This window comes from Pseudomonas helleri (genome assembly GCF_009600315.1).
Lineage (GTDB): Bacteria > Pseudomonadota > Gammaproteobacteria > Pseudomonadales > Pseudomonadaceae > Aquipseudomonas > Aquipseudomonas helleri_A.
Window position 1 is genome coordinate 91,624 of record NZ_WIWC01000003.1, and the last position, 24,387, is coordinate 116,010.

Consider the following 24,387-nt stretch of genomic DNA (forward strand, 5'->3'; position numbering starts at 1 on the left):
TCTATTTTTTGGGCTTTTTGAATACGTAAAACAGATTCGGCTCACTCACGACATAAACCGTCCCCTCGTCGTCCATCGCGATGCCTTCTGCTTGAGGCACTGATTTCTCCAGACCATGCCTGCCTTTTTTCAGCGACAGCGTGCTAATCGGCCGCCCGTCCAGATCCAGTTCAAGTAACAACTTGGACTCATCAGATAGCGCCAATAAATGGCCGCTGCGTTCATCGAATTGCAAACTCGACAAATCCCGCACAAACAATCGCGCATCCCGTCGTGGATTGCTCACCACATGGGTCGCATAGGGTTGTTGGGGGTTGTCATGGGGGAAGCCACGCACTTCATATATCAGCATCGGGTCGCGTTCTTTGGCCACAAATAAGCGCTTGCCCGCCGAGTCATACGCCAACCCCTCAAAGCCTTTATTCCCCGACTGGTTGATCCCCAGCGTCAATTGTTCAGCTTGAGCGGCATCAAGCTCGTGTGTGTCGTCGTCAATGGTTACCTTGATCAGCCGTTGTTGACGCTCGTCAGTAATCACATAGGTGTTGGGACCAATGAACTCCACAGCCTCGGCATCGCCAAAACCGACCAACGCGATACGGCGCAAAATCCGGCCGTCAAGAGACAACTCCACCAGTTCACTTTTCTTGTTGGTGACTGTAAACAGGCTTTTGCGTAGCGGGTCGTAAGTTAAAGCGGAGACATCGTCTTCAAGCCCGTCAATCGTCTTGCCTTGCAAGACGGCGCGGTAGTCACCCAGATTGATCGCCGAAGGATCAGAGGGCTGCCACAGCAGGCTGATCTGAAACCACGTACGCTCGAACAGACGAAAGTGTTGCGCGACAAAGCCAATAGCCAAAAAGGCCACCAGCATTACACAGAGAACCAGAGGACTTGTACGGCGCATGGGGTCGAACTCTTAAACAGGTCAGAGGCGATAAATATCACGATAGCCTGAATTCAACCTTAAACCTTTAAACCAACTACCTGGCCTTTTTCTCGAAGCGATAAAACAGGTTGGGCTCGCTCACCATATACGGGTTGCCGTGATCATCTATCGCCACACCTTCGGCGCGTGGGATGGTGTCTTTCAAACCATTGAAGCCACGCAGTAACGTCATGAAGCTCACCTGCTCGCCCAGTTCATCCAGCTCCAGCAACATGTGCGAGTCTGCCGACAACACCAGCATGTGGCCGGTTCGCGGGTCTACGCTCAACGCTGAAAGGTTACGCAGATCCAGTTCGTCGCTGGTCACTTTCTGCTTGTCCCCGGTCAGCACCTGACTGCCATTGCTTTTCCACACAAACAATTGCGGTGGACGCTCTTCACCGAGGACTAATTGCTGGCGACGCGGGTCCCAGGCAATGGCTTCAAAGGCTTTATTCTGGTTTTTCGAAGGTCCAAGGTCATATTTGGGGAAGTCTGCAATATTCAGGCTTTGGGTGTTTGCATCAATGTTGACGATGCTCAGCATATGATCACGCTCATCGACGATGGCCAGCAAGCCGTTTTCCATGACCGTTAAACCTTCAGGGTTGCTCCAACCCACCAAAGGCATTTTACGGAGCACCTCACCGTCGAGGGTTAACTCCACCAAAAACGGGTTTTTACCCATGACTGAAAACAGTGTTTTAGTCAGCGGGTTATAAGCCAGATCGGACGCCTCGTCCTTTTCCATGCCCGGCAACGGTTTGGCATCAATCACCGCGACATAGTCCGGCAACCACACGCTTTCATTCTGCTCTGACGTGCTTTCAAAGCGCTCGAGGACCCACAACGCCCCACGGTCATCCCAATGCATGATGAACGCTAACCCGTAAATCAATGTGCCCAGCAGTAAAAGCCAGTGATACCAGCGCAGGTTAGGGCGCATGGAGCGACGCTCGGGTGAGGTTTGCTGTGGGTTTACGGCCATTTGAATGATCATCCCGGAAATGAGGCAACGACTGAATACTCATAGCGGGCAGGGCTGCCTCGCTCACGTATTATGCAGATCACAATGTGAAATAAATCGTAAAAACACAAGGCGCCGAGCCCAGTGGCTTTTGCAGGCGATCTAAAGCAAAGCTGGTAAACGCATCAACCGCTCAGTTTAAGACGGCATTGTACTTCCACTGGCTACATACATCGTGACTAGACATAAATAGTTTATGAAGTGATATTTTATCTACACAAAAAACAAAAAGCACTCAACCAGTAGGAATTGTCTGAATCAAGCGCCGACATTTATATTCATTACTTCCCGACTTGACACTCATGCCTAGAGCCTCTTATCTAATAAGTACAACTGGCCAAACCGTATCAAAACTTTAAACCATTAGTTAACAGCTACTCGACGGGGAAATCATTCAAATGCCCCGCCGGGTGACACACACCTTCTTCACACCTTGTGAAACCTGTACAGACGTGGCCCGTTACCCATTAGCACGACAGGAACTCTAAACAATGCCCTTCACATCCCACGCTAACAAGTTAGCCGCACCTACTCTTTCCAATACGGGTAAACACACTATTTGTGCACGCGCGGCCGAACAATTATTTATTCATATAACACCGTATATAAATATGGAGGAAGGAGACTTAATCGAACTCTTCTGGGACGGTTGTTATGTAACCTCGAAACAAATATCCAAAGCTGATATGGGTCAGCCTGTGGCCCTTAGAGTGCCCGAGAGTTTCATTCAAAACGGTACAGCGCGTCTTTATTATCGCGTGATGCATATAGGCAGTAGCCCGGCTCTTTCTGCACAACTTAAAGTGCTGATCAAGCTGGATTGCCCCGGCGGGCACGCCATCGGCGAAGAGAACCAGGGTCTGGCCCCTTTGATGATCCCCGAACCCATTCAGCGCTATGGGGTAAATCCCAGTCAGATGAAACGCGGAGTACCCATTAGCATCGAACCCTATCGCAACATGGCCGTTGACGATGAGATCACCTTGCTTTGGGGGGATGTGCGTATGGACCTGCCCAAGCTACGCAAGGCCGATGTTGACTTGCCCATCAGCGTATTTGTACCTGCGCATATCATTCTAGAGGCCGGCGAAGACCCAAAGCTTGAAGTCACCTATTGCGTGATTGACCGCGTAGGCAATAACTCACGCTGGGCCCCCGCACGAACGCTCAAGATCGGTGCCAATAAATACTACGTCAACCCTTCACCGCGCGAGGCTCTGCAGGCTGCAGAGCCAAGGCCTAACTGGCGTAGTTAGCACCGTCGCGATCAATCTATGCATATTCCTAAAAGTTAGTTCTTTTAATTTATTTAATCACTTAGGGTATATACACCGGGCCACCGGACTCTCTTGCTTTGTATCCGCGCCGCGTAAGCGGCGCCCCAGTAAACGTGAGGTAGGTATGGCCCGTAAAACAATCACCCTTGTGCATAACGCCAGGGCATTGAGTGCCGCCAAGGAGCAGTACTAATGTCCAACTTGGCCGATGCACATCTGCAAAGCGACCTGGATGTCGCCCCCTTGTTGCTCGAAGCGCATCACCTGCGCACCGACAACGATGCCCTTCAAGCGGCTCATGACCTGGCAAACGCCGCCCGTGAGCAGGCAGGCAAGCGGGACCAGCAGCGAAAGTTGCCTTGGTCTCTGATCGAACAATTCACCCGCAGCGGTCTGGGCAGTATTTCCATTCCCCGCGAATTTGGCGGACTGCAGGTATCGTTCGTCACCTTGGCCGAAGTGTTTGCCATCATCTCGGCTACCGACCCGGCGCTGGGGCAAATTCCTCAAAATCAGGTGGGTATTCTCAATCTGATTGCCAGCACCGCCACGCAAACGCAAAAAGAGCAGCTATTCAGCCACGTTCTCAAAGGCTGGCGAATTGCCAATGCAGGGCCGGAGCGGGGCAGCAAAAACACCCTCGATTTAAAAGCGCGCATCACCGCCGATGGCGATGATTTCATGATCAATGGCCAGAAGTTTTACTCCACGGGCTCGCTGTTCGCCCACTGGATTGCGGTCAAGGCGCTCAATGATGATGGCAAGCAAGTCATGGCCTTCGTCCGTCGCGGTACACCTGGCCTGCGCGTGGTTGATGACTGGACCGGCTTTGGCCAGCGCACCACCGCCAGCGGCACCGTGTTACTCAACAACGTGCGGGTCGATGCTGAGCACGTCATTGATAACTGGCGCCTGAACGAAACCCCAAATATTCAAGGTGCCGTCTCGCAATTGATTCAAGCGGCAATAGACCTTGGCATCGCTCGTGGCGCCATCGACGACACAGTGAGCTTTGTGCGCGAGCGATCCCGTCCCTGGATCGACGCCAACGTCGAACGCAACAGCGATGATCCTTATGTCATTGCCGACATCGGCAGGTTGAACATTGAGTTGCATGCCGCCCAAGCGCTGCTGCACAAAGCGGGGCGCGTGCTTGATCAGGTCAGTGCGGCCCCGATTGACGCGCAGACAGCCGCTCGCGCCTCGATTGCCGTCGCCGAAGCCAAAGTGCTGAGTACCGAACTGTCGTTGCTGGCCAGTGAAAAGCTTTTCGAACTGGCCGGAAGCCGCGCCAGCCTTGCCGAATTCAACCTGGATCGGCACTGGCGTAATGCCCGGGTTCACACCCTCCATGATCCGGTGCGCTGGAAGTATCACGCCATCGGCGCCTATCGCCTCAACGGTACTTTGCCTGCCCGGCATTCCTGGATCTGACCTCGGAGCCACCCCTCATGACACTGATATCCAAACAGGTTGCGGTCATCCGTAACGATGCCGAGGCCCTGAATGTAGCCCGTGAGTTAGCGGCCCATTTCAAACGCGAGAGCGTTGTTCGTGATCGCGAGCGGCGCCTGCCCCACGATGAGCTCGAACTGTTTTCCCACACCGGTCTGTGGGGCATTACTGTGCCCAAGGCATACGGCGGCGCGGGCGTTTCCAATGTCACGCTAGCGCAGGTTGTGGCGATAATCGCTGCCGCTGATGCCTCATTGGGGCAAATTCCACAAAACCATTTTTATGCACTCGAAGTCCTTCGGGTCAACAGCTCTGACACGCAAAAAGAACGGCTTTACGCTGAGGTATTGGCTGGCCAGCGCTTCGGCAATGCCTTGGCTGAGCTGGGGACTAAAACTGCACACGAGCGCACCACTCATCTGGTCACCGCAGAAACCGGTTACCGCATCAATGGCCGCAAGTTCTACGCTACCGGGGCGCTTTATGCGCATCGCATCCCGACTTCGGTCGTGGATGACCACGGCGTTCATCTGTTGGCCTTTGTAAGGCGTGGCAGCGAAGGGCTAAACGTTATCGATGACTGGAGCGGTTTTGGTCAACGCACCACTGGCAGCGGGTCTGTAGTGTTCGACAACGTATTTGTGGCCCGTGAAGATGTGATCCCGTTCCAGACTGCTTTCGAACGGCCAACGCCCGTCGGCCCGCTAGCTCAAATTCTCCACGCAGCCATTGATACCGGGATTGCTCGCGCGGCCTTTGAGGATTCGCTGCACTTTGTCCGCACTAAAACCCGGCCATGGATCGACGCCACCACCGACATCGCCAGCGAAGACCCGCTGACTTTAAAAAGTTTCGGCCACTTGAGCGTGCGTCTACACGCTGCAGAAGCGCTGCTTGAGCGCGCAGGTGAATATCTCGACACGGCTCAGGCCAACCCCACCGCCAACACCGTGGCCGAAGCGTCCATCGCCGTCGCCGAGGTGCGTGCCCTGAGTACCGAAATATCTCTGGCCGCCGGTAGCACGTTATTTGAACTGGCCGGTAGCCAGGCAACCCTTGCCGAACACGGCCTTGATCGGCATTGGCGCAACGCACGTGTGCACACGCTGCATGACCCTGTGCGCTGGAAGTATCACGCTGTGGGTAATTACTACCTCAATGGCGAAAATCCACCGTTGCGGGGGACGATCTGATGAGCAAAAAGAAAATCTTGATCAACGCCTTCAACATGAACTGCATTGGTCATATCAACCACGGCATGTGGACTCACCCACAGGACACGTCCACGCGCTTCAACACGCTGGAATACTGGACAGAGCTGGCGCAGCTACTGGAACGCGGACTGTTTGACGGACTTTTTATTGCCGACATCGTAGGCGTGTATGACGTTTATCAACAATCAGTTGATGTTCCGCTCAAAGAGTCCATTCAGTTGCCGGTCAACGATCCGCTGTTGCTGGTTTCGGCCATGGCTGCCGTCACCAAAAACCTCGGCTTTGGTCTGACCGCTAACTTGACCTACGAACTTCCTTATTTATTCGCACGCCGCATGTCGACCCTTGACCACCTAAGCGGGGGGCGAGTGGGCTGGAACATCGTCACCGGCTACCTGGACAGCGCCGCCAAGGCCATGGGCCTGACGGAGCAAGTCGAGCATGACCGGCGCTACGACCAAGCCGACGAATACCTCGAAGTGCTCTACAAACTGTGGGAAGGCAGCTGGGAAAACGACGCAGTTTTGAATGACCCGGTACAACGCATCTACGCCCAACCCGACAAAGTGCACAAAGTCAGCCACGCGGGTGAGTTCTACCAGGTTGAGGGGTATCACTTGTGCGAGCCATCACCTCAACGCACCCCCGTATTGTTTCAAGCAGGCAGTTCAGAGCGCGGCCTGACGTTTGCCGGACGCCATGCCGAATGTGTGTTTATCAGCGGGCAAACCAAAGCAGCCACCAAAACACAGGTCGATAACCTACGCGCCAGCGCAGTTGCGGCGGGCCGTAACCCGGATGACATCAAACTGTTTATGGGCCTTAACGTCATCGTTGCCCCCACTGAAACAGAAGCCCTGGCCAAGCGTGATGAATACCTCGGCTACGCCAGCGCCGAAGCCGGTGTCGCGCATTTTTCCAGCTCCACCGGCATCGACTTTGCTGACTATGAGCTGGATGAACCAATCCAGTACGTGAAAAACAATGCCATTCAATCGGCGACCAAAATGCTGCAAAACAACGACTGGACGCGCCGCAAGCTGTTGGAGGAACACGCGCTCGGCGGGCGTTACATGACCTTGGTGGGTTCCCCCGAGCAGGTCGCTGACGAACTGGAATCGTGGATTTCGGAAACCGGCCTCGATGGTTTCAATTTGACCCGCATCGTGACGCCACAAAGTTACATCGACTTTATCGACCTGGTGGTGCCTGAGTTACAACGCCGTGGGTCCTACAAAACGGCGTACGACACCGGCAGCCTGCGGCAAAAGCTGTTTGTAGAGGGCGACGCACACTTACCGGAACGGCATACCGGCGCCGCATTCAGACACAACGCGTGATTCGTTTTAGCACTGACTGGAAATCAACCATGAACAAAAAGCACATCACTCACCCAGTCAAGGCACTGGTTCTGGCACTCGGCTTTTTTAGCGGTTTTGCTTCCGCCGATACGGCTCCGCTCAAGGTAGGCACAACGGCGGCCTTTGCCATCCCGCTGGAAACTGCAGTGGCCGAGGCCGATAAACAAGGCCTGAAAGTCGAGCTGGTGGAATTCACCGACTGGATCGCCCCCAACGTCAGCCTCGCCAGCGGCGATATAGACGTGAACTATTTCCAGCACATTCCGTTTCTGGAAAACGCCAATGCCGCCGCTGGTTTTGATCTGGTGCCCTACGCAAAAGGGGTGATCAATAACGTGGGTTTGTATTCAAAAAAATACAAAAGCATTGAGTCTTTACCCCAAGGCGCCACGGTCGCCATTGCCAACGATCCGATCAACAGTGGCCGAGGTTTGCAGCTGCTGGCCAAGGCCGGGCTGATTACCCTCAAGCCCCGCGTCGGCTATAAAGCCACTGAAGAAGACATCACCGCCAATCCGAAGAAGATCAATATCCTTCAGGTGGAAGCCGTACAACTGGTTCGTGCGTATGACGATGCCGATCTGGTACAGGGCTATCCGGCTTATATTCGTCTGTCCAAGACCTTTGATGCCGAATCCGCCTTATTGTTCGATGGCATTGATCACCCCGAATATGTCATTCAGTTCGTCATCCAGCCGAAAAACAAAGACGACCCGCGCTTGGCCAAGTTCATCGATATTTATCAGCACTCACCTGTAGTCAAAGCATCGCTGGATAAAACCTACGGCAGCCTGTACCAACCCGGCTGGGGAGGTTAACCATGAATGTGGCTATTGCTCACGAGCGGCTCGAACCGCCGCCGCCCGGCGTGAACCCCACAGAATTGCACCCGCAATTGAGCAGCGCACACGTGCGCTTCATTAACGTTGGCAAAACCTATAAAGGTCGCCAAGGGCCAGTCAATGCCCTCAAGGGCATTGACTTGGCTATTGCGCGCGGCGAAATATTCGGAATTATTGGCCGTAGCGGGGCGGGTAAATCCTCGTTGATCCGCACCATCAACCGCCTTGAACAACCCAGCAGCGGCCGGGTGCTGATTGATCAGATCGATATCAGCGACTTCGATGAGAACAAGCTCGTCGCGTTGCGCCGTCAGACCGGCATGATCTTTCAGCACTTCAACCTGATGTCAGCCAAAACGGTATGGCAGAACGTTGAGTTACCACTCAAGGTGGCGGGGGTGCCCAAACTTCAGCGCGAACAGAAAGTGCGCGAACTGCTGGAACTGGTGGGTTTACAGGGCAAACACACAGCCTATCCGGCCCAGTTGTCCGGAGGGCAAAAACAGCGCGTCGGTATTGCCCGGGCGCTGGTACACGCCCCGTCGATTCTGCTCTGCGATGAGGCCACCTCGGCCCTTGATCCGGAAACCACTCAGTCAATTCTCGGCCTGCTGCGCGAGATCAATCAACGGTTGGGCCTGACCATCATTTTGATTACCCATGAGATGGCGGTCATTCGCGATATTTGCCACCGCGTGGTCGTACTCGAACAGGGACAGATCGTAGAGCAAGGTCCTGTGTGGCAGGTGTTTGGAGACCCACAGCACGCGGTCAGCAAAACCCTGCTCGCACCTCTGCAAGACAGCCTGCCCGAAGCGCTGCACGGGCGTATTACGGCGCAGCCAGTGTCGGCAAAGTCGAGCGTGATATTGCGTCTTCGCTTCACAGGCAATCAGGCACGGGAGCCTGATTTGGGTGCGTTATTCAGCGCACTCGGCGGGCAGGTTCGCCTGCTGCACGGTGGCGTTGAACACATTCAAGGGCATGCGCTGGGCCAGCTGTTGCTCAGTGTGAGCAGCACAGCGTTGAGCGCAGACCAGCTGCGTCAGCGCGCCGAACACTGGGCACAACACGTCGAGGTGGTGGGTTATGGGGTTTGATCGTTTATGGCAAGGGGTAATCGACACCTTCCTGATGGTCGGTGTGTCATCGCTGATTGCATTGGTGCTGGGCATTCCGCTGGCGGTGATTCTGGTTACCAGTGACAAAGGCGGGATTTATCAGGCGCCCGCGTTGAACAAAGCACTCGGCGCGTTTGTGAATTTATTTCGCTCAATTCCCTTTCTGATTCTGATGGTGGCGCTGATCCCGTTCACCCGCTTGATTGTCGGTACAACCTATGGCGTTTGGGCGGCCGTTGTTCCCCTGACCATCGCCGCAACACCATTCTTCGCACGCATTGCCGAAGTCAGTCTGCGCGAAGTGGATCATGGCCTGATCGAGGCCGCACAGGCCATGGGCTGCAAACGCCATCACATCATCTGGCATGTGCTGTTGCCTGAAGCGTTACCGGGCATCGTCGCAGGGTTCACGATCACTCTGGTGACGATGATCAACTCATCCGCCATGGCGGGGGCGATTGGTGCCGGCGGCTTGGGCGATATTGCCTATCGCTACGGTTATCAGCGTTTTGACACGCAAGTGATGCTCACCGTGATCGTTCTGCTGGTGGTGCTGGTCGCCGTGATTCAGCTCAGCGGCGACCGTTTGGCCCGAGTACTCAACAAGCGTTGATGTATCAGTACCAGCGCGCCTCGCCTGGCGGACGTTTTTTGAAGCGCTTCATGCTCCACATGTACTGGCTCGGATAGGCCCGCACGTATTTTTCGACCACTTTGCTCATCGCTGCGCAGGCGGTTGCCGTGTCGGTGCTGTACATCTCTTCGGGTGCCGCTTCAAGTATCACTTTGAAACCTGAACCGTCAGGTAGGCGCAAGGCGTGCAGGAAAACACCGACCGCTTTACCGCCTGCCAGCATGTTCGGCACGAACTTACTGGTAAGCGCCATAGTGCCCAAAAAGGGCACAAAAATACCGGCCGACTCTGCGGGTTCCGGATCTGCCGGAATACCCACCTGACCGCCTTTGCGCACCTCCTTGATGACGCTCAAGATGCCTTCTTTGGTTGACGCCGCAACACGGTTACCTAACTGAACGCGTTGCTTTTGAAGCAGTTCGTCTACTGCCTTGAGCTTGGGCGGTCGATAAAAAATGATCGGCTTGCACTGACTGCAATAGAAGTGATTAAGCACCTCCCAGTTGCCCAAATGACTGGTGATGCCCACCACGCCCTTGCCCGAGGCCAGCGCTTCCTTGAGCACATCCAGGCCTTCGACCTCTCGAACCAGATCAATTGAGCGCTGCGCAGGCCAGATCCATGCGCACGCGCTCTCGGTCAGGCTTTTACCGATGTCTTTTAGGCTTTGCCCGACCAGTTGTTCGCGGGCGACCGGGTCCATTTCCGGAAAGCATTTAGCCAGATTGATGCGCACCACCTCGCGCGAACGGTTGGGCAGTTTCCACATCAGCCAGCCAATGGCCGAACCGACACGTTGCACGGCGCCCCAAGGCAGCATGGCAAACAATCGTAAAGCCCCGACCAGCAGGGCACCTTTAAACTTTTCCACAGAATGATCTCTCGAAAATACAAGTAGCAGCTGCCGAAGGCTGCGTTCGGTTGCGAAGCAATCGTAAATGCTGAGTCAATGTCACAGCGCCGGACGCAGCCTTCGGCAGCTGCTACGGCTTAAATGTGTGCCAAAAGCCAGTAGTCTAACCGCCGCTGGCCAGTTCCGCGTAGCGATCACAATACGTGGCGTGATCCATGACCATGCCGCTGGCCTGCATGAAGGCATAGCAAATAGTCGGTCCGACGAACGTAAATCCGGCTTTTTTCAGGGCTTTGCTCATGGCTTCAGCCTCGGGAGTGACGGCCGGGAATTCCTCACGTTCGGTGAAGTGATTGATCTTGGGCTTGCCCCCCACGAACGACCACAAGAACGCCACAGGATCTTCCAGCGCCAGCCAGGCTTGGGCATTGCGGCGGGCTCCAGTCACTTTGAGACGGTTGCGAATGATCCCCGGATCTTGCAACAACCCCTCAATTTCAGCGTCGCTCATGACCGCCAGCCGCTGCACATCAAAGCCGAACATGACCTTGCGATAGTGCTCACGTTTCTTTAGTACCGTGAACCATGACAAACCCGCCTGGAACCCTTCGAGCAATAACAACTCGAACAAACCATGCGCATCGCGCAGCGGCACGCCCCACTCTTGATCGTGATAGGCCATGTACAGGGGGTCATCCGAACACCAGAAACAACGTGCCATAAAGGCTCCAAGAGGTGGAGGCGCGACCGAATCGGGTATACTCCCGCTCTTTAAATCGCAGCCCAAGAAACAGGTGAATTTGTGAGCCAGCCTACGCCAGCAGTGCGTACCTTCCAAGACTTGATCCTCGCCCTCCAGCAATACTGGGCCGAGCAAGGTTGTGTGGTGCTTCAGCCCTACGATATGGAAGTGGGCGCCGGCACATTCCATACCGCCACGTTTTTGCGCTCCCTGGGCCCAGAAACCTGGAACGCCGCTTATGTGCAGCCCAGTCGTCGCCCGACTGACGGCCGCTACGGCGAAAACCCGAATCGTTTGCAGCATTACTACCAGTTTCAGGTGGTTCTCAAGCCTAATCCGCCGAACTTTCAAGAGCTGTATCTGGGCTCGCTGAAACATATCGGCCTCGATCCGCTGGTGCATGACATACGTTTCGTCGAAGACAACTGGGAATCGCCGACACTAGGCGCCTGGGGTCTGGGCTGGGAAATCTGGCTCAACGGTATGGAAGTCACGCAATTCACTTACTTCCAGCAGGTTGGCGGCATTGAGTGCTACCCGGTAACTGGCGAAATAACCTACGGCCTTGAGCGTTTGGCGATGTACCTGCAAGGTGTCGATTCCGTCTACGACCTGGTCTGGACTGACGGCCCGTTCGGCAAAGTCACCTACGGCGACGTGTTCCATCAGAACGAAGTCGAGCAGTCGACTTACAACTTTGAACACGCCAACGTCGACAAACTGTTCGAGCTGTTCGATTTCTACGAAAGCGAAGCCAAGCGTCTGATCGAACTCGACCAGCCGCTGCCGTTGCCAAGCTACGAAATGGTCCTCAAGGCCTCGCACACCTTCAACTTGCTGGATGCCCGTCGCGCCATCTCCGTGACGGCGCGTCAGCAATACATCCTGCGTGTACGTACCTTGGCACGCGCGGTTGCTCAAGCCTATCTCGAAGCACGCGCCAAGCTGGGCTTCCCGATGGCTCCACCCGATTTGCGTGATGAAGTGTTGGCTAAGTTGGAGGCTGCACAATGAGTGCTCAAGATTTTCTGGTTGAACTGGGCACTGAAGAACTGCCGCCAAAAGCCCTTAACACCTTGGCTGACGCGTTTCTGGCCGGTATTGAAAAAGGCCTGCAAAACGCTGGCGTAAAATTCAGCGCGAAAAAAGTCTACGCCGCCCCGCGTCGTCTGGCCGTGCTGCTGACCCAGCTCGAAACCCAGCAACCGGACCGCAGCATCAACATCGACGGCCCGCCACGTCAGGCAGCCTTTGATGCAGACGGCAACCCGACTCAAGCAGCCTTGGGCTTTGCCAAAAAGTGCGGCGTTGATCTGAGCGAAATCGACCAGAGCGGTCCAAAACTGCGCTTCAGCCAGGTAATCGTCGGCAAGCCGACCGCCAGCTTGCTGCCGACCATCGTTGAAGACTCACTCAACGACTTGCCGATTCCCAAGCGCATGCGCTGGGGTGCGCGCAAGGTTGAATTCGTGCGTCCGACCCAATGGCTGGTCATGCTGTTCGGCGATGAAGTGATCGACTGCACGATCCTCGCGCAAAAAGCCGGCCGTGAATCCCGTGGTCACCGCTTCCACCACCCGGAAAACGTACGCATCAGCGCGCCGGCCAACTACGCCGAAGACTTGCGCAAAGCCTACGTGCAGGCTGATTTCTTTGAGCGTCGCGAGCTGATCACCAAGCGTGTGGCTGAATTGGCCACGATGCAGGAAGGCACGGCTATCGTTCCGCCTGCACTGCTCGACGAAGTGACGGCGCTGGTTGAGTGGCCTGTGCCGCTGGTGTGCTCGTTTGAAGAGCGCTTCCTGGATGTACCGCAAGAAGCCCTGATCACCACCATGCAGGACAACCAGAAGTACTTCTGCCTGCTGGACGCTGAAGGCAAGTTGCTGCCGCGCTTTATCACCGTGGCCAACATCGAAAGCAAAGACCCGCAGCAAATCATTTCCGGCAACGAGAAAGTGGTTCGCCCGCGTCTGACCGATGCTGAGTTCTTCTTCAAGCAAGACAAAAAACAGAAGCTCGAAAGCTTCAACGAGCGTCTGCAAAACGTCGTGTTCCAGGCACAACTGGGCAGCGTCTATGACAAAGCCGAGCGCGTGTCCAAACTGGCTGCGTTTATCGCCACACGTATTGGTGGCGACGCACAACGCGCAGCCCGTGCAGGGTTGCTGTCCAAGTGCGATCTGGCGACCGAAATGGTTGGCGAGTTCCCGGAAATGCAAGGCGTTGCCGGTTACTACTACGCGCTCAACGATGGCGAGCCAGAGGATGTTGCACTGGCTCTGAACGAGCAATACATGCCGCGTGGCGCTGGCGCTGAGTTGCCAAGTACCCTGACGGGCGCTGCGGTAGCGATCGCTGACAAACTCGACACCCTGGTGGGTATTTTCGGCATTGGCATGTTGCCAACCGGCAGCAAAGATCCGTATGCACTGCGTCGTGCGGCGCTGGGTATCTTGCGCATCCTGATCGACAAAAAGCTCGACCTCGATCTGACCGAAGCCGTGAAATTCGCCGTGAGCGCATTCGGGGCCAAGATCAAATCAGCCGGTCTGGCGGATCAAGTGCTTGAATTCATCTTCGATCGCCTGCGGGCGCGTTATGAAGACGAAGGCGTGGATGTGGCCACCTACCTCTCGGTGCGTGCGCTCAATCCGACCTCGGCATTGGACTTTGACCAACGCGTGCAGGCTGTTCAAGCGTTCCGTCAACTGCCGGAAGCTGAAGCACTGGCAGCGGTGAACAAACGTGTTTCCAACTTGCTGAGCAAAGTTGAGGGTAAGGTTTCAACTCACGTTGAAGCGCGCTACTTCGATAATGCCAGCGAGTTCTCGTTGTTCTCGGCCATTCAGAAAGCCGACGAAGCCGTACAGCCAATGGCGGCTGCTCGTCAGTACAACGAAGCGCTGACACGCCTGGCCTCGCTGCGCGAGCCTGTGGATGCGTTTTTCGAGGCGGTAATGATCAACGCAGAAGACCCTAGCGTGCGGGCAAACCGCTACGCCTTGCTGGCACGTCTGCGCGGTCTGTTCCTCGGCGTTGCCGATATTTCGCTGCTGGGCTAAGGGGCTGCTGTTGAAACTGCTGATTCTCGATCGGGACGGAGTGATCAATTACGACTCCGACGCTTACATCAAGTCTGTGGAGGAGTGGATACCACTTCCCGGCGCGATCGAGGCCATTGCGCAGTTGAGCAAGGCCGGCTGGACGGTGGCGATTGCCACCAACCAGTCCGGCATTGCCCGCGGTTACTACGACCTCGCGACCCTCGACGCCATGCACGCACGCTTGCGTGCGTTAGTGGCCGAGCAGGGTGGGGAGGTCGGTCTTATCGTTTATTGTCCTCACGGCCCTGATCAAGGGTGTGATTGTCGCAAGCCCAAGCCTGGCATGCTGCGCACGATTGCCACTCATTACGGCGCTGACTTGGCAGAATGTTGGTTCGTGGGCGACAGTTTAGGTGACTTGCAGGCTGCTGAAGCCGTCGGTTCTCAGCCAGTTTTGGTAAAAACCGGAAAAGGCCTACAAACTTTAACCAAAGTGTTTCCGGTTAATACTCTAGTATTTGACGATCTGGCGGCAATTGCCGCAGAACTTATCAACAAATAAAGCCGCTTTGAACCATTGCCTGTCTCGTGAATGCAGGCCTTGTTCGGGTAGGTTTTAGTCAGCAACGGTAAAAGACGCTATGTCGATCCTGCAGGCCATCAGAACTTTTTTCTTTTACCTGCTGTTGGGTACCAGTTCTTTGTTGTGGTGCTCGCTGAGCTTTTTTGTCGCCCCCTTCCTGCCCTTTCGTGCGCGTTATCGGTTTATCAACGTGTACTGGTGCCGCTGTGCACTATGGCTGACACGGGTGTTTCTAGGCATCAACGTCAAAGTCACCGGTGCTGAAAACATCCCTAAGCGCCCCTGTGTCATTTTGGCCAACCACCAAAGTACCTGGGAGACATTTTTTCTCTCGGCTTACTTTCAGCCGTTGAGTCAGGTGCTTAAGCGCGAATTGCTTTACGTGCCGTTTTTTGGCTGGGCAATGGCAATGCTACGTCCGATTGCCATTGACCGGGATAACCCAAAGGCGGCGCTCAAGCACATCGCCAAAAAGGGGGATGAGCTGCTTAAGGACAACATCTGGGTGCTGATCTTCCCTGAAGGCACACGCGTTCCCTATGGTCAGATCGGCAAGTTTTCCCGCGGAGGCACAGCTTTGGCGGTCAATGCTGACTTGCCGGTACTACCGATTGCCCATAATGCCGGCAAGTTCTGGCCCAAGACCGGCTGGGCTAAAAAGGCAGGGACCATTGAGCTGGTGATTGGCAAGCCTATGTACGCCAACGGCACAGGCCCGCGAGCAATCGCCGAGCTGAATGACCGTGTGCAAGCCTGGAATGAAGATGCTCAGCGGGCTATGGGGTCATTGCCACCTTTAGCTGTGCAGGAAGAAACAGCAGTGGTTTGAAAAATTGTGGATAACTTGTGCGCAAGTTTTTTTATTTCTCTTGAAAACAAGCCATAACCTTATGATTTATATACTAATTTCTGGTTATTAATTTTCAGTGAAAAACGTGCATAAGTTTTTCTGAGGCATAAAAAAACCGACGTTTAGTCGGTTTTTTTATGCCTGATACTTCCATCGTTAGTGGCCCCTCTCCCTCCGGGAGAGGGTAAAACGGCGCAAGTTCAAACCTTATCGATATTCACATTTCTGGTTTCCTTGAGAAACAACATCCCAACCACAAAACTGACGCCCGTAATCACTATCGGGTACCACAACCCATAAAAAATATCCCCGGTGTACACCACCAAAGCAAAGGACACGGTCGGCAGAAAGCCACCGAACCAACCGTTGCCAATGTGGTAGGGCAGTGACATAGAGGTATAACGAATGCGGGTCGGGAACAGCTCCACCATCACTGCCGCAAGCGGGCCGTAAGTCATGGTGGCGATCAGGGTCAGAAGCACCATGATGAGTACCACCATCGGTTCGTTCACCGAACTCGCGTCAGCCTTGGCCGGATAGCCGGCCTCTGTTATCGCTGCACGCAGGGCCGCTTCGTCAAAACCACTGATTTTCTGTTCACCGACCGAAACCTGTACTCCTGTGCCGGGGGCAGCAGCTTGTGAGGTGTAGGGCAAACCTTGTTTCACCAGAAAGGTTTTAACCTTGTCGCACGGGCTGTCAAAACGCGCCTTACCCACCGGATCAAACTGAAAGGTGCAGGTGGATGGATCTGCCATCACCACAATCGGTGATTGACGGCTGGCCGTATCAATCTGCGGGTTCGCGTAATGACTTAGCGCTTTGAACAACGGAAAGTACAGCACGGTGGCCAGTAACAGGCCCAACATCAGAATGGGTTTGCGCCCTACACGGTCAGACAGCCAACCAAAGAAGATAAAGAAGGGCGCACCAATTACCACGCTGATAATCAGCAGCATATTGGCTTGTGCCGGATCCATCTTGAGCATCTGAGTGAGGAAGAACAGCACGTAGAACTGCGCCGTATAGAACGTCACGGCTTGGCCCGCGTTTATGCCGAACAGAGCAATCAGCACAATTTTCAGGTTTTCCCATTTGCCGAACGACTCACGGATCGGCGATTTGCTTGTTTTTCCTTCGGCTTTCATTTTCGCGAAGGCAGGCGACTCATGCATGCTCATGCGGATCCAGGTAGAAATACCCAGCAGCACAATGGACAGCAGGAACGGCAAGCGCCAGCCCCAGACCTCAAACTGATCACCTGTGAGGTAGCGGCAGCTCAGCACGACCACCAACGAGAGCAGCAGGCCCAAGGTGGCGGTTGATTGAATCCAGCTGGTATTGAAACCACGCTTGCGTGGGGCGGCATGTTCGGCCACGTATGTGGCAGCCCCACCGTATTCACCACCCAGCGCCAACCCTTGCAGCATGCGCAACACCACCAGCATGATCGGGGCGGCAATGCCAATGCTGGCGTAAGTCGGCAGCAGACCCACTGCAAAAGTGGATATGCCCATCAGAATGATGGTCATGAGAAAGGTATATTTTCGCCCGATCATGTCGCCTAAGCGGCCAAAGACCAACGCGCCAAATGGGCGCACCAAAAACCCCGCAGCAAAAGCCATCAACGCAAAGATAAACGCAGTGGTGTCGTTAACCCCGGCAAAAAACTGCTTGCTCAGGACCGTGGCCAAAGCGCCATACAAGAAAAAGTCATACCACTCGAATACGGTTCCGAGGGATGACGCAAAAATAATCTTACGTTCTTCACGGCCGGTTGTTCCCTTGGCGGGAGCGGCGGTTTGTGCAAGTGAGTCCGACATATTCAATGCCCTCGGCCTTGTAGGCCACAGTGATTATTGTTGTTGTCCACTGTCGGTTTCGGATGACTGCGACCGAAACCACGATCGCCTTCAGGCGACCGGTATTACTGTTTCACGAATGTGGTCTGTTTCTTTTGTATGAATACGTACGGCAAGAATCATCTGTGCAGCTTTCTCTCCAATCATCAGCGTAGGTGAACACGTATTGCCCGACACAATAGTGGGCATGATTGACGCATCTGCGACTCTCAATCCTGCAACACCGTGAACCCGCAACTCGGCATCCACCACCGCCTCAGTGTCCTGGCCCATGCGGCACGTGCCCACCGGGTGAAAGATTGTGGTCCCTATGCGGGCGGCAGCTTCGTGCAACTGCTGCTCTGTTTGCAATTCAATGCCCGGCAAATACTCTTCGGGGCAGAAAGCCTGGAGCGCAGGGTTTGCGATAATTTTTCGGGTTAGGCGGATGGCATCGGCGGCCACCTTTAAATCGTCTGGATGGCTCAGGTAATTAGGGTCGATCAAGGGGGCGTCGTCAGGGTTGGCAGAGCGAATATCAATACGCCCCCGACTTTTGGGCCGCAAGTTACACACCGATGCCGTAAATGCCGGGAAGGTATGTAACGGTTCGCCAAAGCGCTCAAGTGAAAGAGGTTGCACGTGGTACTGCAAGTTTGCGGAAGGTTGCCCGGGATCAGATTTAACGAACGCCCCGAGTTGGCTCGGCGCCATCGCCAGTGGACCACTGCGGTCGTAGGCATAACGCAGGCCCATACCGACTTTTCCCCACAGGCTGTTCGCTACTTGGTTCAGGGTTCGAGCATTCGTCAGTTTGAAGATCAGCCGCAATTGAAGATGGTCTTGCAAGTTGCCGCCTACGCCAGGCAATTCATGCACAACGGTTATTCCCATACTTTCCAGCAAAGGGCGAGGGCCGATACCGGAGCGCTGCAAGATGCCTGGAGAACTGACTGCTCCGGCACACAAAATAATTTCTCGGCGCGCGGTGAACATCGTCTCGGCACCCTTCCAGCGGGCGCGCACCTGTGTGGCGCGAAGGTTTTCAAGCACCACCTTGTCGACTCGAACATGGGTCAAGACAGTCAAATTCGGGTGCTTGAGCACGGGCCGCAGGAAAGCCTTGGATGCATTCCAGCGCACACCGGCACGTTGATTGACCTGAAAGTATCCACAGCCCTGGTTATCGCCGGTGTTGAAGTCCGCAACGGTGGGAATCCCGCTTTGGGCAGCAGCCTCCCGGAACGCATCCAGAATCGACCACGAGTAGCGCTGTTGCTCAACCCGCCATTCACCACCCGCACCGTGTAAGTCCGAATCGCCGCCATGGTGTTTTTCGCTGCGTTTAAATAACGGCAAAACATCTTTCCAGGCCCAGCCAGGGTTACCTTGCTCGGCCCAACGGTCGTAATCGCTTGCCTGGCCTCGCATGTAAATCATGCCGTTGATTGACGAACTACCGCCCAGAACTTTGCCTCGGGGATAACTCAGGCTGCGACCTTGCAAACCGGCCTGCGCTTCGGTTTTAAAGCACCAGTCGGTACGCGGATTGCCGATGCAGTAGAGGTAACCCACAGGAATATGTATCCACGGGTAGTTGTCTTCACCACCCGCTTCAAGCAGCAGTACGTTGTTTTTGGAATCAGCAGACAGCCGATTCGCCAGTACAGAGCCTGCGGGTCCTGCGCCCACAATGATGTAGTCGTACACCTGATTGGCTGATGGCATCTAAGACCTCGCGCCTTTTATTTATTGTTCAGTCTGCACCATCCTATTGAATAATTTTAGGTTGAATAGATGCGATTTCACCTACGGCTTGTGCGTTTTTGCACAGCAGGTTTATCCACGTAAAAAAAAACCGCCCCATCTTGAGATGGGGCGGTTTTTTTAAACTGTGGATAAACATCTACCCCAGTCAGTCACACATCAGAAGTCCAAATTGGACACTGCCAGTGCGTTGCTCTCGATGAACTCACGACGCGGTTCTACGGCGTCCCCCATCAAGGTGTTGAAGATCTGATCGGCGCCGATCGCATCTTCAATGGTGACTTTCAGCATGCGACGCACGCTTGGGTCCATGGTGGTTTCCCAAAGTTGATCCGGGTTCATTTCGCCCAGACCTTTATAGCGCTGGATGGTGTGGCGCTTGGTGCTTTCAGCCATCAACCACTCAAGGGCTTCTTTGAACTCGGTCACTTGTTTACGACGTTCGCCACGCTGGATGTAAGCGCCTTCATCGAGCAAGGTGCTTAGTTGGGCGCCCAAGGTAACAACGGTTTTGTAATCGTTGCTGCCGAAGAAGTCGCGGTTGAAGGTGATGAACGTTGAGTGGCCGTGGGAGATCAGTTCGACCTCTGGCAACCACACATTACGCTCAGTGTCTTCACGAAGGCTCGCTTTGTACACCAGACCTGATTTTTCATTCAGGCGCAGGCGGGCTTCAAATTTCGCCATCCACTCTTGCATGGCAGCATGGTCGCCCAATTGCTCAAGGGTAACGGCTGGCAGGTAGATGAAGTGCTCGGTCAGCTCCTGTGGGTACAGGCGCGACAAACGCTTAAGGGTCTTCATGACCATGCGGAAGTCATACACCAGGCGCTCCAGCGCCTCGCCCGAAATGCCCGGGGCTTCTTCGTTCAAGTGCAGGCTGGCGTCTTCCAGAGCCGACTGGGTCATGTACTCTTCCATGGCCTCGTCGTCTTTGATGTATTGCTCTTGCTTGCCCTTTTTCACTTTGTACAACGGTGGCTGAGCGATGTAGATGTAGCCGCGCTCGATCAGTTCCGGCAACTGACGGAAGAAGAAGGTCAGCAGCAAGGTACGGATGTGCGAACCGTCAACGTCAGCATCGGTCATGATGATGATGTTGTGATAGCGCAACTTGTCGATGTTGTACTCTTCGCGACCAATACCGCAGCCCAATGCGGTGATCAAAGTGCCTACTTCTTGCGAAGAAATCATCTTGTCAAAGCGGGCTTTCTCGACGTTGAGGATTTTACCTTTCAACGGCAGGATGGCTTGAGTGCGGCGGTTACGTCCCTGCTTGGCGGAGCCGCCAGCAGAGTCACCTTCCACGAGGTACAGCTCGGACAGTGCCGGGTCTTTTTCCTGGCAGTCAGCAAGTTTGCCGGGCAGGCCTGCGATGTCCAGCGCACCTTTGCGGCGGGTCATCTCACGGGCTTTACGTGCGGCTTCACGCGCGCGTGCCGCGTCGATCATCTTGCCGACAATCAGTTTGGCTTCGTTGGGATTTTCCAGCAGGAAGTCGGAGAAGAACTTACCCATTTCCTGCTCAACAGCCGTCTTCACTTCGGAAGACACCAGCTTGTCTTTGGTTTGGGAGCTGAACTTGGGATCCGGCACTTTCACCGAAATAATGGCCGTCAAACCTTCACGAGCATCATCACCGGTCGTGGCGACTTTATGCTTCTTGGCCAAGCCTTCAGCTTCGATGTAGGTATTGAGGTTACGCGTCAGGGCAGAGCGGAAGCCCACCAAGTGCGTGCCGCCATCGCGCTGCGGAATGTTGTTGGTGAAGCACAACAGGTTCTCGTTGAAGCTGTCGTTCCACTGCAGGGCGATTTCTACACCGATGCCGTCTTCACGTTGAACGTTGAAGTGGAACACTTGGTTGACCGGGGTCTTGTTGGTGTTCAGGTAATCAACGAACGCACGCAAGCCGCCTTCGTACTTGAACAGTTCTTCCTTACCGCTGCGCTCATCCTTAAGGACGATACCCACACCGGAGTTAAGGAAGGACAGTTCACGAATCCGCTTGGCCAGGATGTCCCAGCTGAAGTGAATGTTTTTGAACGTGTCAGCCGAAGGTTTGAAGTGGATCTGAGTACCCGTCGTTTCGCTCTCGCCAACGATCGCCATTGGTGCTTGCGGCACACCATGGACATAGGTCTGTTCCCAGATTTTGCCGCTACGGCGAACGGTCAACACCAGCAATTCGGACAGGGCGTTAACAACGGATACACCTACACCGTGCAGACCGCCAGAAACCTTATAGGAGTTGTCATCGAACTTACCGCCGGCGTGCAGTACGGTCATGATGACCTCTGCCGCGGAAACGCCTTCTTCTTTATGCACATCCACCGGAATGCCGCGGCCGTTATCGCGCACGGTAATGGATTCATCCGGGTGAATAGTGATGGTGATGTCGTCGCAATGGCCAGCCAGCGCTTCATCGATGGAGTTATCGACTACTTCAAACACCATATGGTGCAGACCGCTGCCATCGTCAGTATCACCAATGTACATACCGGGACGTTTGCGTACGGCATCCAGGCCTTTCAGCACTTTAATGCTCGTTGAGTCGTACGTATTTTCTTCGCTCAATGCCTTCACTCCCGATGGTCGTGGGTCTGGGTGATACAGCCCTGTTCCACGTGGAACAGGGCAACTGGCGTTTCCGTCTGCCAGCCTTCCCTCAATAATTCGTGATCTACACAGGTAATAAAGACCTGGCAGCGTAAGTCTTCCAACAAGCGGCAAAGGGCATGACGATGCTGCTCATCCAGCTCGGACGGCAAATCATCTACCAGATAAATACATTGGCCCCGCCGTGCCTGGCTAACCAAATGGCCTTGGGCAATACGCAACGCACAGACCACTAGCTTTTGCTGACCCCGCGACAAGATTTCAGCGGCATTGTGTGCACCGATTTTAAGGCGCAAATCAGCTCGTTGTGGCCCAGCCTGGGTATGGCCCATTTGCTGGTCACGGTGGACAGACCCGGCGAGCACAGCGCTCAGCTCACGGTCTTTGTCCCAGCCTCGGTAATAACTCAGCGTTAGCCCTTCCAACTCAAGCAGCTCGCTTAAAGTTTGTTCAAAGACTGGTTTCAAGGCTTTGATATAGGCTCGACGGTATTCATCTATTTCGGCACTGGCCAGGCACAATTCCCGGTCCCAGGCCGCTTGTGAAACGGCGTCAAGTGTACCATGCCGCAGCCATGAGTTCCGCTGCCGTAGGGCCTTCTGTAGGCGCTGCCAGGTAGACATAAAGCGCGGCTCAACATGGAACACGCCCCAGTCGAGAAATTGCCTACGGATCTTTGGAGCGCCTTCCAGCAGACGGAAGCTGTCCGGGTTGATCAACTGCAGGGGAAGGATTTCTGCCAGTTGAGCAGCACTGCGAGCATTTTGCCCATCAATACGAATTTGGAACTCGCCCTGACGGTCACGCGAAATACCCAGTGCACTGTGTCCACCTTCCGCCAGCTCAACCTGACCAAACACGGTGCATGCCTGCTGTTCGTGTTGAATCACAGGGTTAAGCCGCACACTGCGAAAGGAGCGCGCCAATCCCAGCAAGTGGATAGCTTCCAGCACGCTGGTTTTTCCGCTGCCGTTGGCGCCGTACAAAATATTGATGCGGGGGGAGGGTGAGAAGGTCACCGGGTGCAGGTTACGCACCGCGGTGACTGTGACACGACTGAGGGACATCTAGCGCAGGCTGTGCATAAGTTACAGGCGCATCGGCATAACGACATATGCCGAATCGTCGTTATCAGACTCTTGCACCAAGGCACTGCTGTTGGAGTCAGACAGAATCAAACGCACTTGTTCTGTGGTCATTACGCCCAACACGTCCAGCAAGTAGCTCACGTTAAAGCCGATTTCCAGCGAGCCGCCGTTGTAGTCCACGCCAACTTCTTCTTCAGCTTCTTCCTGCTCCGGGTTGTTGGCCTGGATTTTCAATTGGCCATTGGCCAATTGCAGACGAATACCGCGGTACTTTTCGTTAGACAGAATCGCAGTACGACTAAACGCTTCGCGCAATGCCTGACGGTCACCAATCACAATCTTGTCGCCGCCTTTAGGCAGGACGCGTTCGTAATCCGGGAACTTGCCGTCAACCAGTTTAGAGGTGAACGTGAATTCACCGGTGGTCGCACGAATGTGGTGAGCGCCCAGCACAATGCTCACTTCGCCATCAGGCTCAGTCAGTAAACGCGCCAGCTCAAGAATACCCTTGCGCGGGACAATCACTTGGTGACGGTCTGGTTGACCAATATCGGCTTTCATCGAGCACATGGCCAAACGGTGACCATCAGTTGCCACTGCGCGAATGATGCCGGCAGAGACTTCCAGCAACATGCCGTTGAGGTAGTAACGGACATCCTGCTGAGCCATGGCGAAGCTGGTACGTTCAATCAGGCGACGTAGTTTGCTTTGCTGCAGATTGCAGGTCAGCGAGCCTGGGCCTTCTTCAACAGTCGGGAAATCATTGGCTGGCAATGTCGACAGTGTAAAACGGCTACGACCTGCTTTAACGACCAGCTTCTGATCATCAAGCTTGATGTCGATCAGCGCATCGTTGGGCAAGCTTTTACAGATGTCCATCAGCTTGCGCGCAGGTACGGTGATTTCGCCAGGTTCAGCCGGCTCTTCAAGCTGTACGCGACCCACCAGTTCGACTTCAAGATCGGTACCGGTCAGCGACAGTTGCTGGCCTTCGACAACCAACAGCACGTTGGACAATACCGGCAAGGTCTGGCGGCGTTCAACGACGCCTGCGACCAGTTGCAGGGGTTTCAACAGGGCTTCGCGTTGAATGGTGAAATGCATGGTCTAGTCCCTTGCCTTAATAAGCTGCGGTGTT

Annotated in this window: 20 protein-coding genes; 11 read left to right on the plus strand and 9 right to left on the minus strand. The window is 54.7% G+C overall.

The window, feature by feature from the left end; all coding sequences use genetic code 11:
- Position 1 precedes the first annotated feature (1 nt).
- A complete protein-coding gene (locus tag GHN86_RS02970) occupies positions 2–907 on the minus strand; it encodes an SdiA-regulated domain-containing protein (RefSeq protein ID WP_153377581.1) in 906 nt (301 codons plus the stop codon).
- 76 nt (positions 908–983) lie between these two features.
- Positions 984–1,916, minus strand: coding sequence for an SdiA-regulated domain-containing protein (locus tag GHN86_RS02975; RefSeq protein WP_153386094.1), 933 nt, complete (start codon positions 1,914–1,916; stop codon positions 984–986).
- 530 nt (positions 1,917–2,446) lie between these two features.
- On the opposite strand from GHN86_RS02975, the gene GHN86_RS02980 reads away from it, so the two are divergent.
- From GHN86_RS02980 to GHN86_RS03010, 7 genes are all read left to right on the plus strand, one after another.
- Entirely contained in the window at positions 2,447–3,211 is a 765-nt protein-coding gene (locus GHN86_RS02980) for a hypothetical protein (RefSeq protein ID WP_153377583.1), read from the plus strand.
- Between the two features lie 213 nt (positions 3,212–3,424).
- Positions 3,425–4,666, plus strand: a complete 1,242-nt coding sequence (locus GHN86_RS02985) for an SfnB family sulfur acquisition oxidoreductase (RefSeq protein WP_153377584.1) — start codon at positions 3,425–3,427, stop codon at positions 4,664–4,666.
- Between the two features lie 17 nt (positions 4,667–4,683).
- The gene (locus GHN86_RS02990) at positions 4,684–5,880 is read left to right on the plus strand and encodes an SfnB family sulfur acquisition oxidoreductase (RefSeq protein WP_153377585.1); all 1,197 of its coding nucleotides are present in this window, start codon (positions 4,684–4,686) and stop codon (positions 5,878–5,880) included.
- Positions 5,880–7,241 (plus strand): LLM class flavin-dependent oxidoreductase, encoded by a 1,362-nt coding sequence (locus GHN86_RS02995; protein ID WP_153377586.1) that lies wholly within the window; start codon positions 5,880–5,882, stop codon positions 7,239–7,241. The genes GHN86_RS02990 and GHN86_RS02995 overlap by 1 nt, the downstream gene beginning before the upstream one ends.
- Positions 7,242–7,270: 29 nt before the next feature.
- A complete protein-coding gene (locus GHN86_RS03000; RefSeq protein WP_153377587.1) occupies positions 7,271–8,080 on the plus strand; it encodes a MetQ/NlpA family ABC transporter substrate-binding protein in 810 nt (269 codons plus the stop codon).
- A gap of 2 nt (positions 8,081–8,082) precedes the next feature.
- Positions 8,083–9,204: a methionine ABC transporter ATP-binding protein gene (locus GHN86_RS03005; protein ID WP_153377588.1), complete on the plus strand. Its 1,122-nt coding sequence runs from the start codon at positions 8,083–8,085 to the stop codon at positions 9,202–9,204.
- Positions 9,194–9,838 (plus strand): methionine ABC transporter permease, encoded by a 645-nt coding sequence (locus GHN86_RS03010; RefSeq protein WP_153377589.1) that lies wholly within the window; start codon positions 9,194–9,196, stop codon positions 9,836–9,838. The genes GHN86_RS03005 and GHN86_RS03010 overlap by 11 nt, the downstream gene beginning before the upstream one ends.
- A gap of 4 nt (positions 9,839–9,842) precedes the next feature.
- Here GHN86_RS03010 and GHN86_RS03015 read toward each other — a convergent pair whose 3' ends face one another.
- Positions 9,843–10,730, minus strand: a complete 888-nt coding sequence (locus GHN86_RS03015) for a lysophospholipid acyltransferase (protein WP_122783491.1) — start codon at positions 10,728–10,730, stop codon at positions 9,843–9,845.
- A 145-nt stretch (positions 10,731–10,875) separates the two neighbouring features.
- Positions 10,876–11,433 carry a DNA-3-methyladenine glycosylase I gene (locus GHN86_RS03020; RefSeq protein WP_153377591.1) on the minus strand — a complete coding sequence of 186 codons (558 nt, stop codon included), beginning with the start codon at positions 11,431–11,433 and terminating at the stop codon, positions 10,876–10,878.
- An 81-nt stretch (positions 11,434–11,514) separates the two neighbouring features.
- Here GHN86_RS03020 and glyQ point away from each other — a divergent pair, with 81 nt between their 5' ends.
- The 4 genes from glyQ to GHN86_RS03040 all read left to right on the plus strand — a co-directional run bounded on the left by glyQ (position 11,515) and on the right by GHN86_RS03040 (position 15,913).
- A complete protein-coding gene (gene glyQ, locus GHN86_RS03025; RefSeq protein WP_019828634.1) occupies positions 11,515–12,468 on the plus strand; it encodes a glycine--tRNA ligase subunit alpha in 954 nt (317 codons plus the stop codon).
- Positions 12,465–14,519, plus strand: a complete 2,055-nt coding sequence (glyS, locus tag GHN86_RS03030; protein ID WP_153377592.1) for a glycine--tRNA ligase subunit beta — start codon at positions 12,465–12,467, stop codon at positions 14,517–14,519. The genes glyQ and glyS overlap by 4 nt, the downstream gene beginning before the upstream one ends.
- 4 nt (positions 14,520–14,523) lie before the next feature.
- Positions 14,524–15,063 carry a D-glycero-beta-D-manno-heptose 1,7-bisphosphate 7-phosphatase gene (gmhB, locus tag GHN86_RS03035; RefSeq protein WP_194286184.1) on the plus strand — a complete coding sequence of 180 codons (540 nt, stop codon included), beginning with the start codon at positions 14,524–14,526 and terminating at the stop codon, positions 15,061–15,063.
- Between the two features lie 79 nt (positions 15,064–15,142).
- A complete protein-coding gene (locus GHN86_RS03040; RefSeq protein ID WP_153377594.1) occupies positions 15,143–15,913 on the plus strand; it encodes a lysophospholipid acyltransferase family protein in 771 nt (256 codons plus the stop codon).
- 221 nt (positions 15,914–16,134) lie between these two features.
- Here the strand turns inward: GHN86_RS03040 and GHN86_RS03045 are convergent, their stop codons facing one another.
- The 5 genes from GHN86_RS03045 to dnaN form a co-directional block, all read right to left on the minus strand.
- Positions 16,135–17,757 carry an MFS transporter gene (locus GHN86_RS03045; RefSeq protein WP_153377595.1) on the minus strand — a complete coding sequence of 541 codons (1,623 nt, stop codon included), beginning with the start codon at positions 17,755–17,757 and terminating at the stop codon, positions 16,135–16,137.
- A 90-nt stretch (positions 17,758–17,847) separates the two neighbouring features.
- A complete protein-coding gene (locus tag GHN86_RS03050; protein WP_153377596.1) occupies positions 17,848–19,503 on the minus strand; it encodes a GMC family oxidoreductase in 1,656 nt (551 codons plus the stop codon).
- 198 nt (positions 19,504–19,701) lie between these two features.
- Positions 19,702–22,119: a DNA topoisomerase (ATP-hydrolyzing) subunit B gene (gene gyrB, locus GHN86_RS03055; protein ID WP_153377597.1), complete on the minus strand. Its 2,418-nt coding sequence runs from the start codon at positions 22,117–22,119 to the stop codon at positions 19,702–19,704.
- 5 nt (positions 22,120–22,124) lie between these two features.
- Positions 22,125–23,228, minus strand: a complete 1,104-nt coding sequence (gene recF / locus GHN86_RS03060) for a DNA replication/repair protein RecF (RefSeq protein ID WP_153377598.1) — start codon at positions 23,226–23,228, stop codon at positions 22,125–22,127.
- Between the two features lie 21 nt (positions 23,229–23,249).
- Positions 23,250–24,353, minus strand: a complete 1,104-nt coding sequence (dnaN, locus tag GHN86_RS03065) for a DNA polymerase III subunit beta (protein WP_153377599.1) — start codon at positions 24,351–24,353, stop codon at positions 23,250–23,252.
- Positions 24,354–24,387 lie beyond the last annotated feature (34 nt).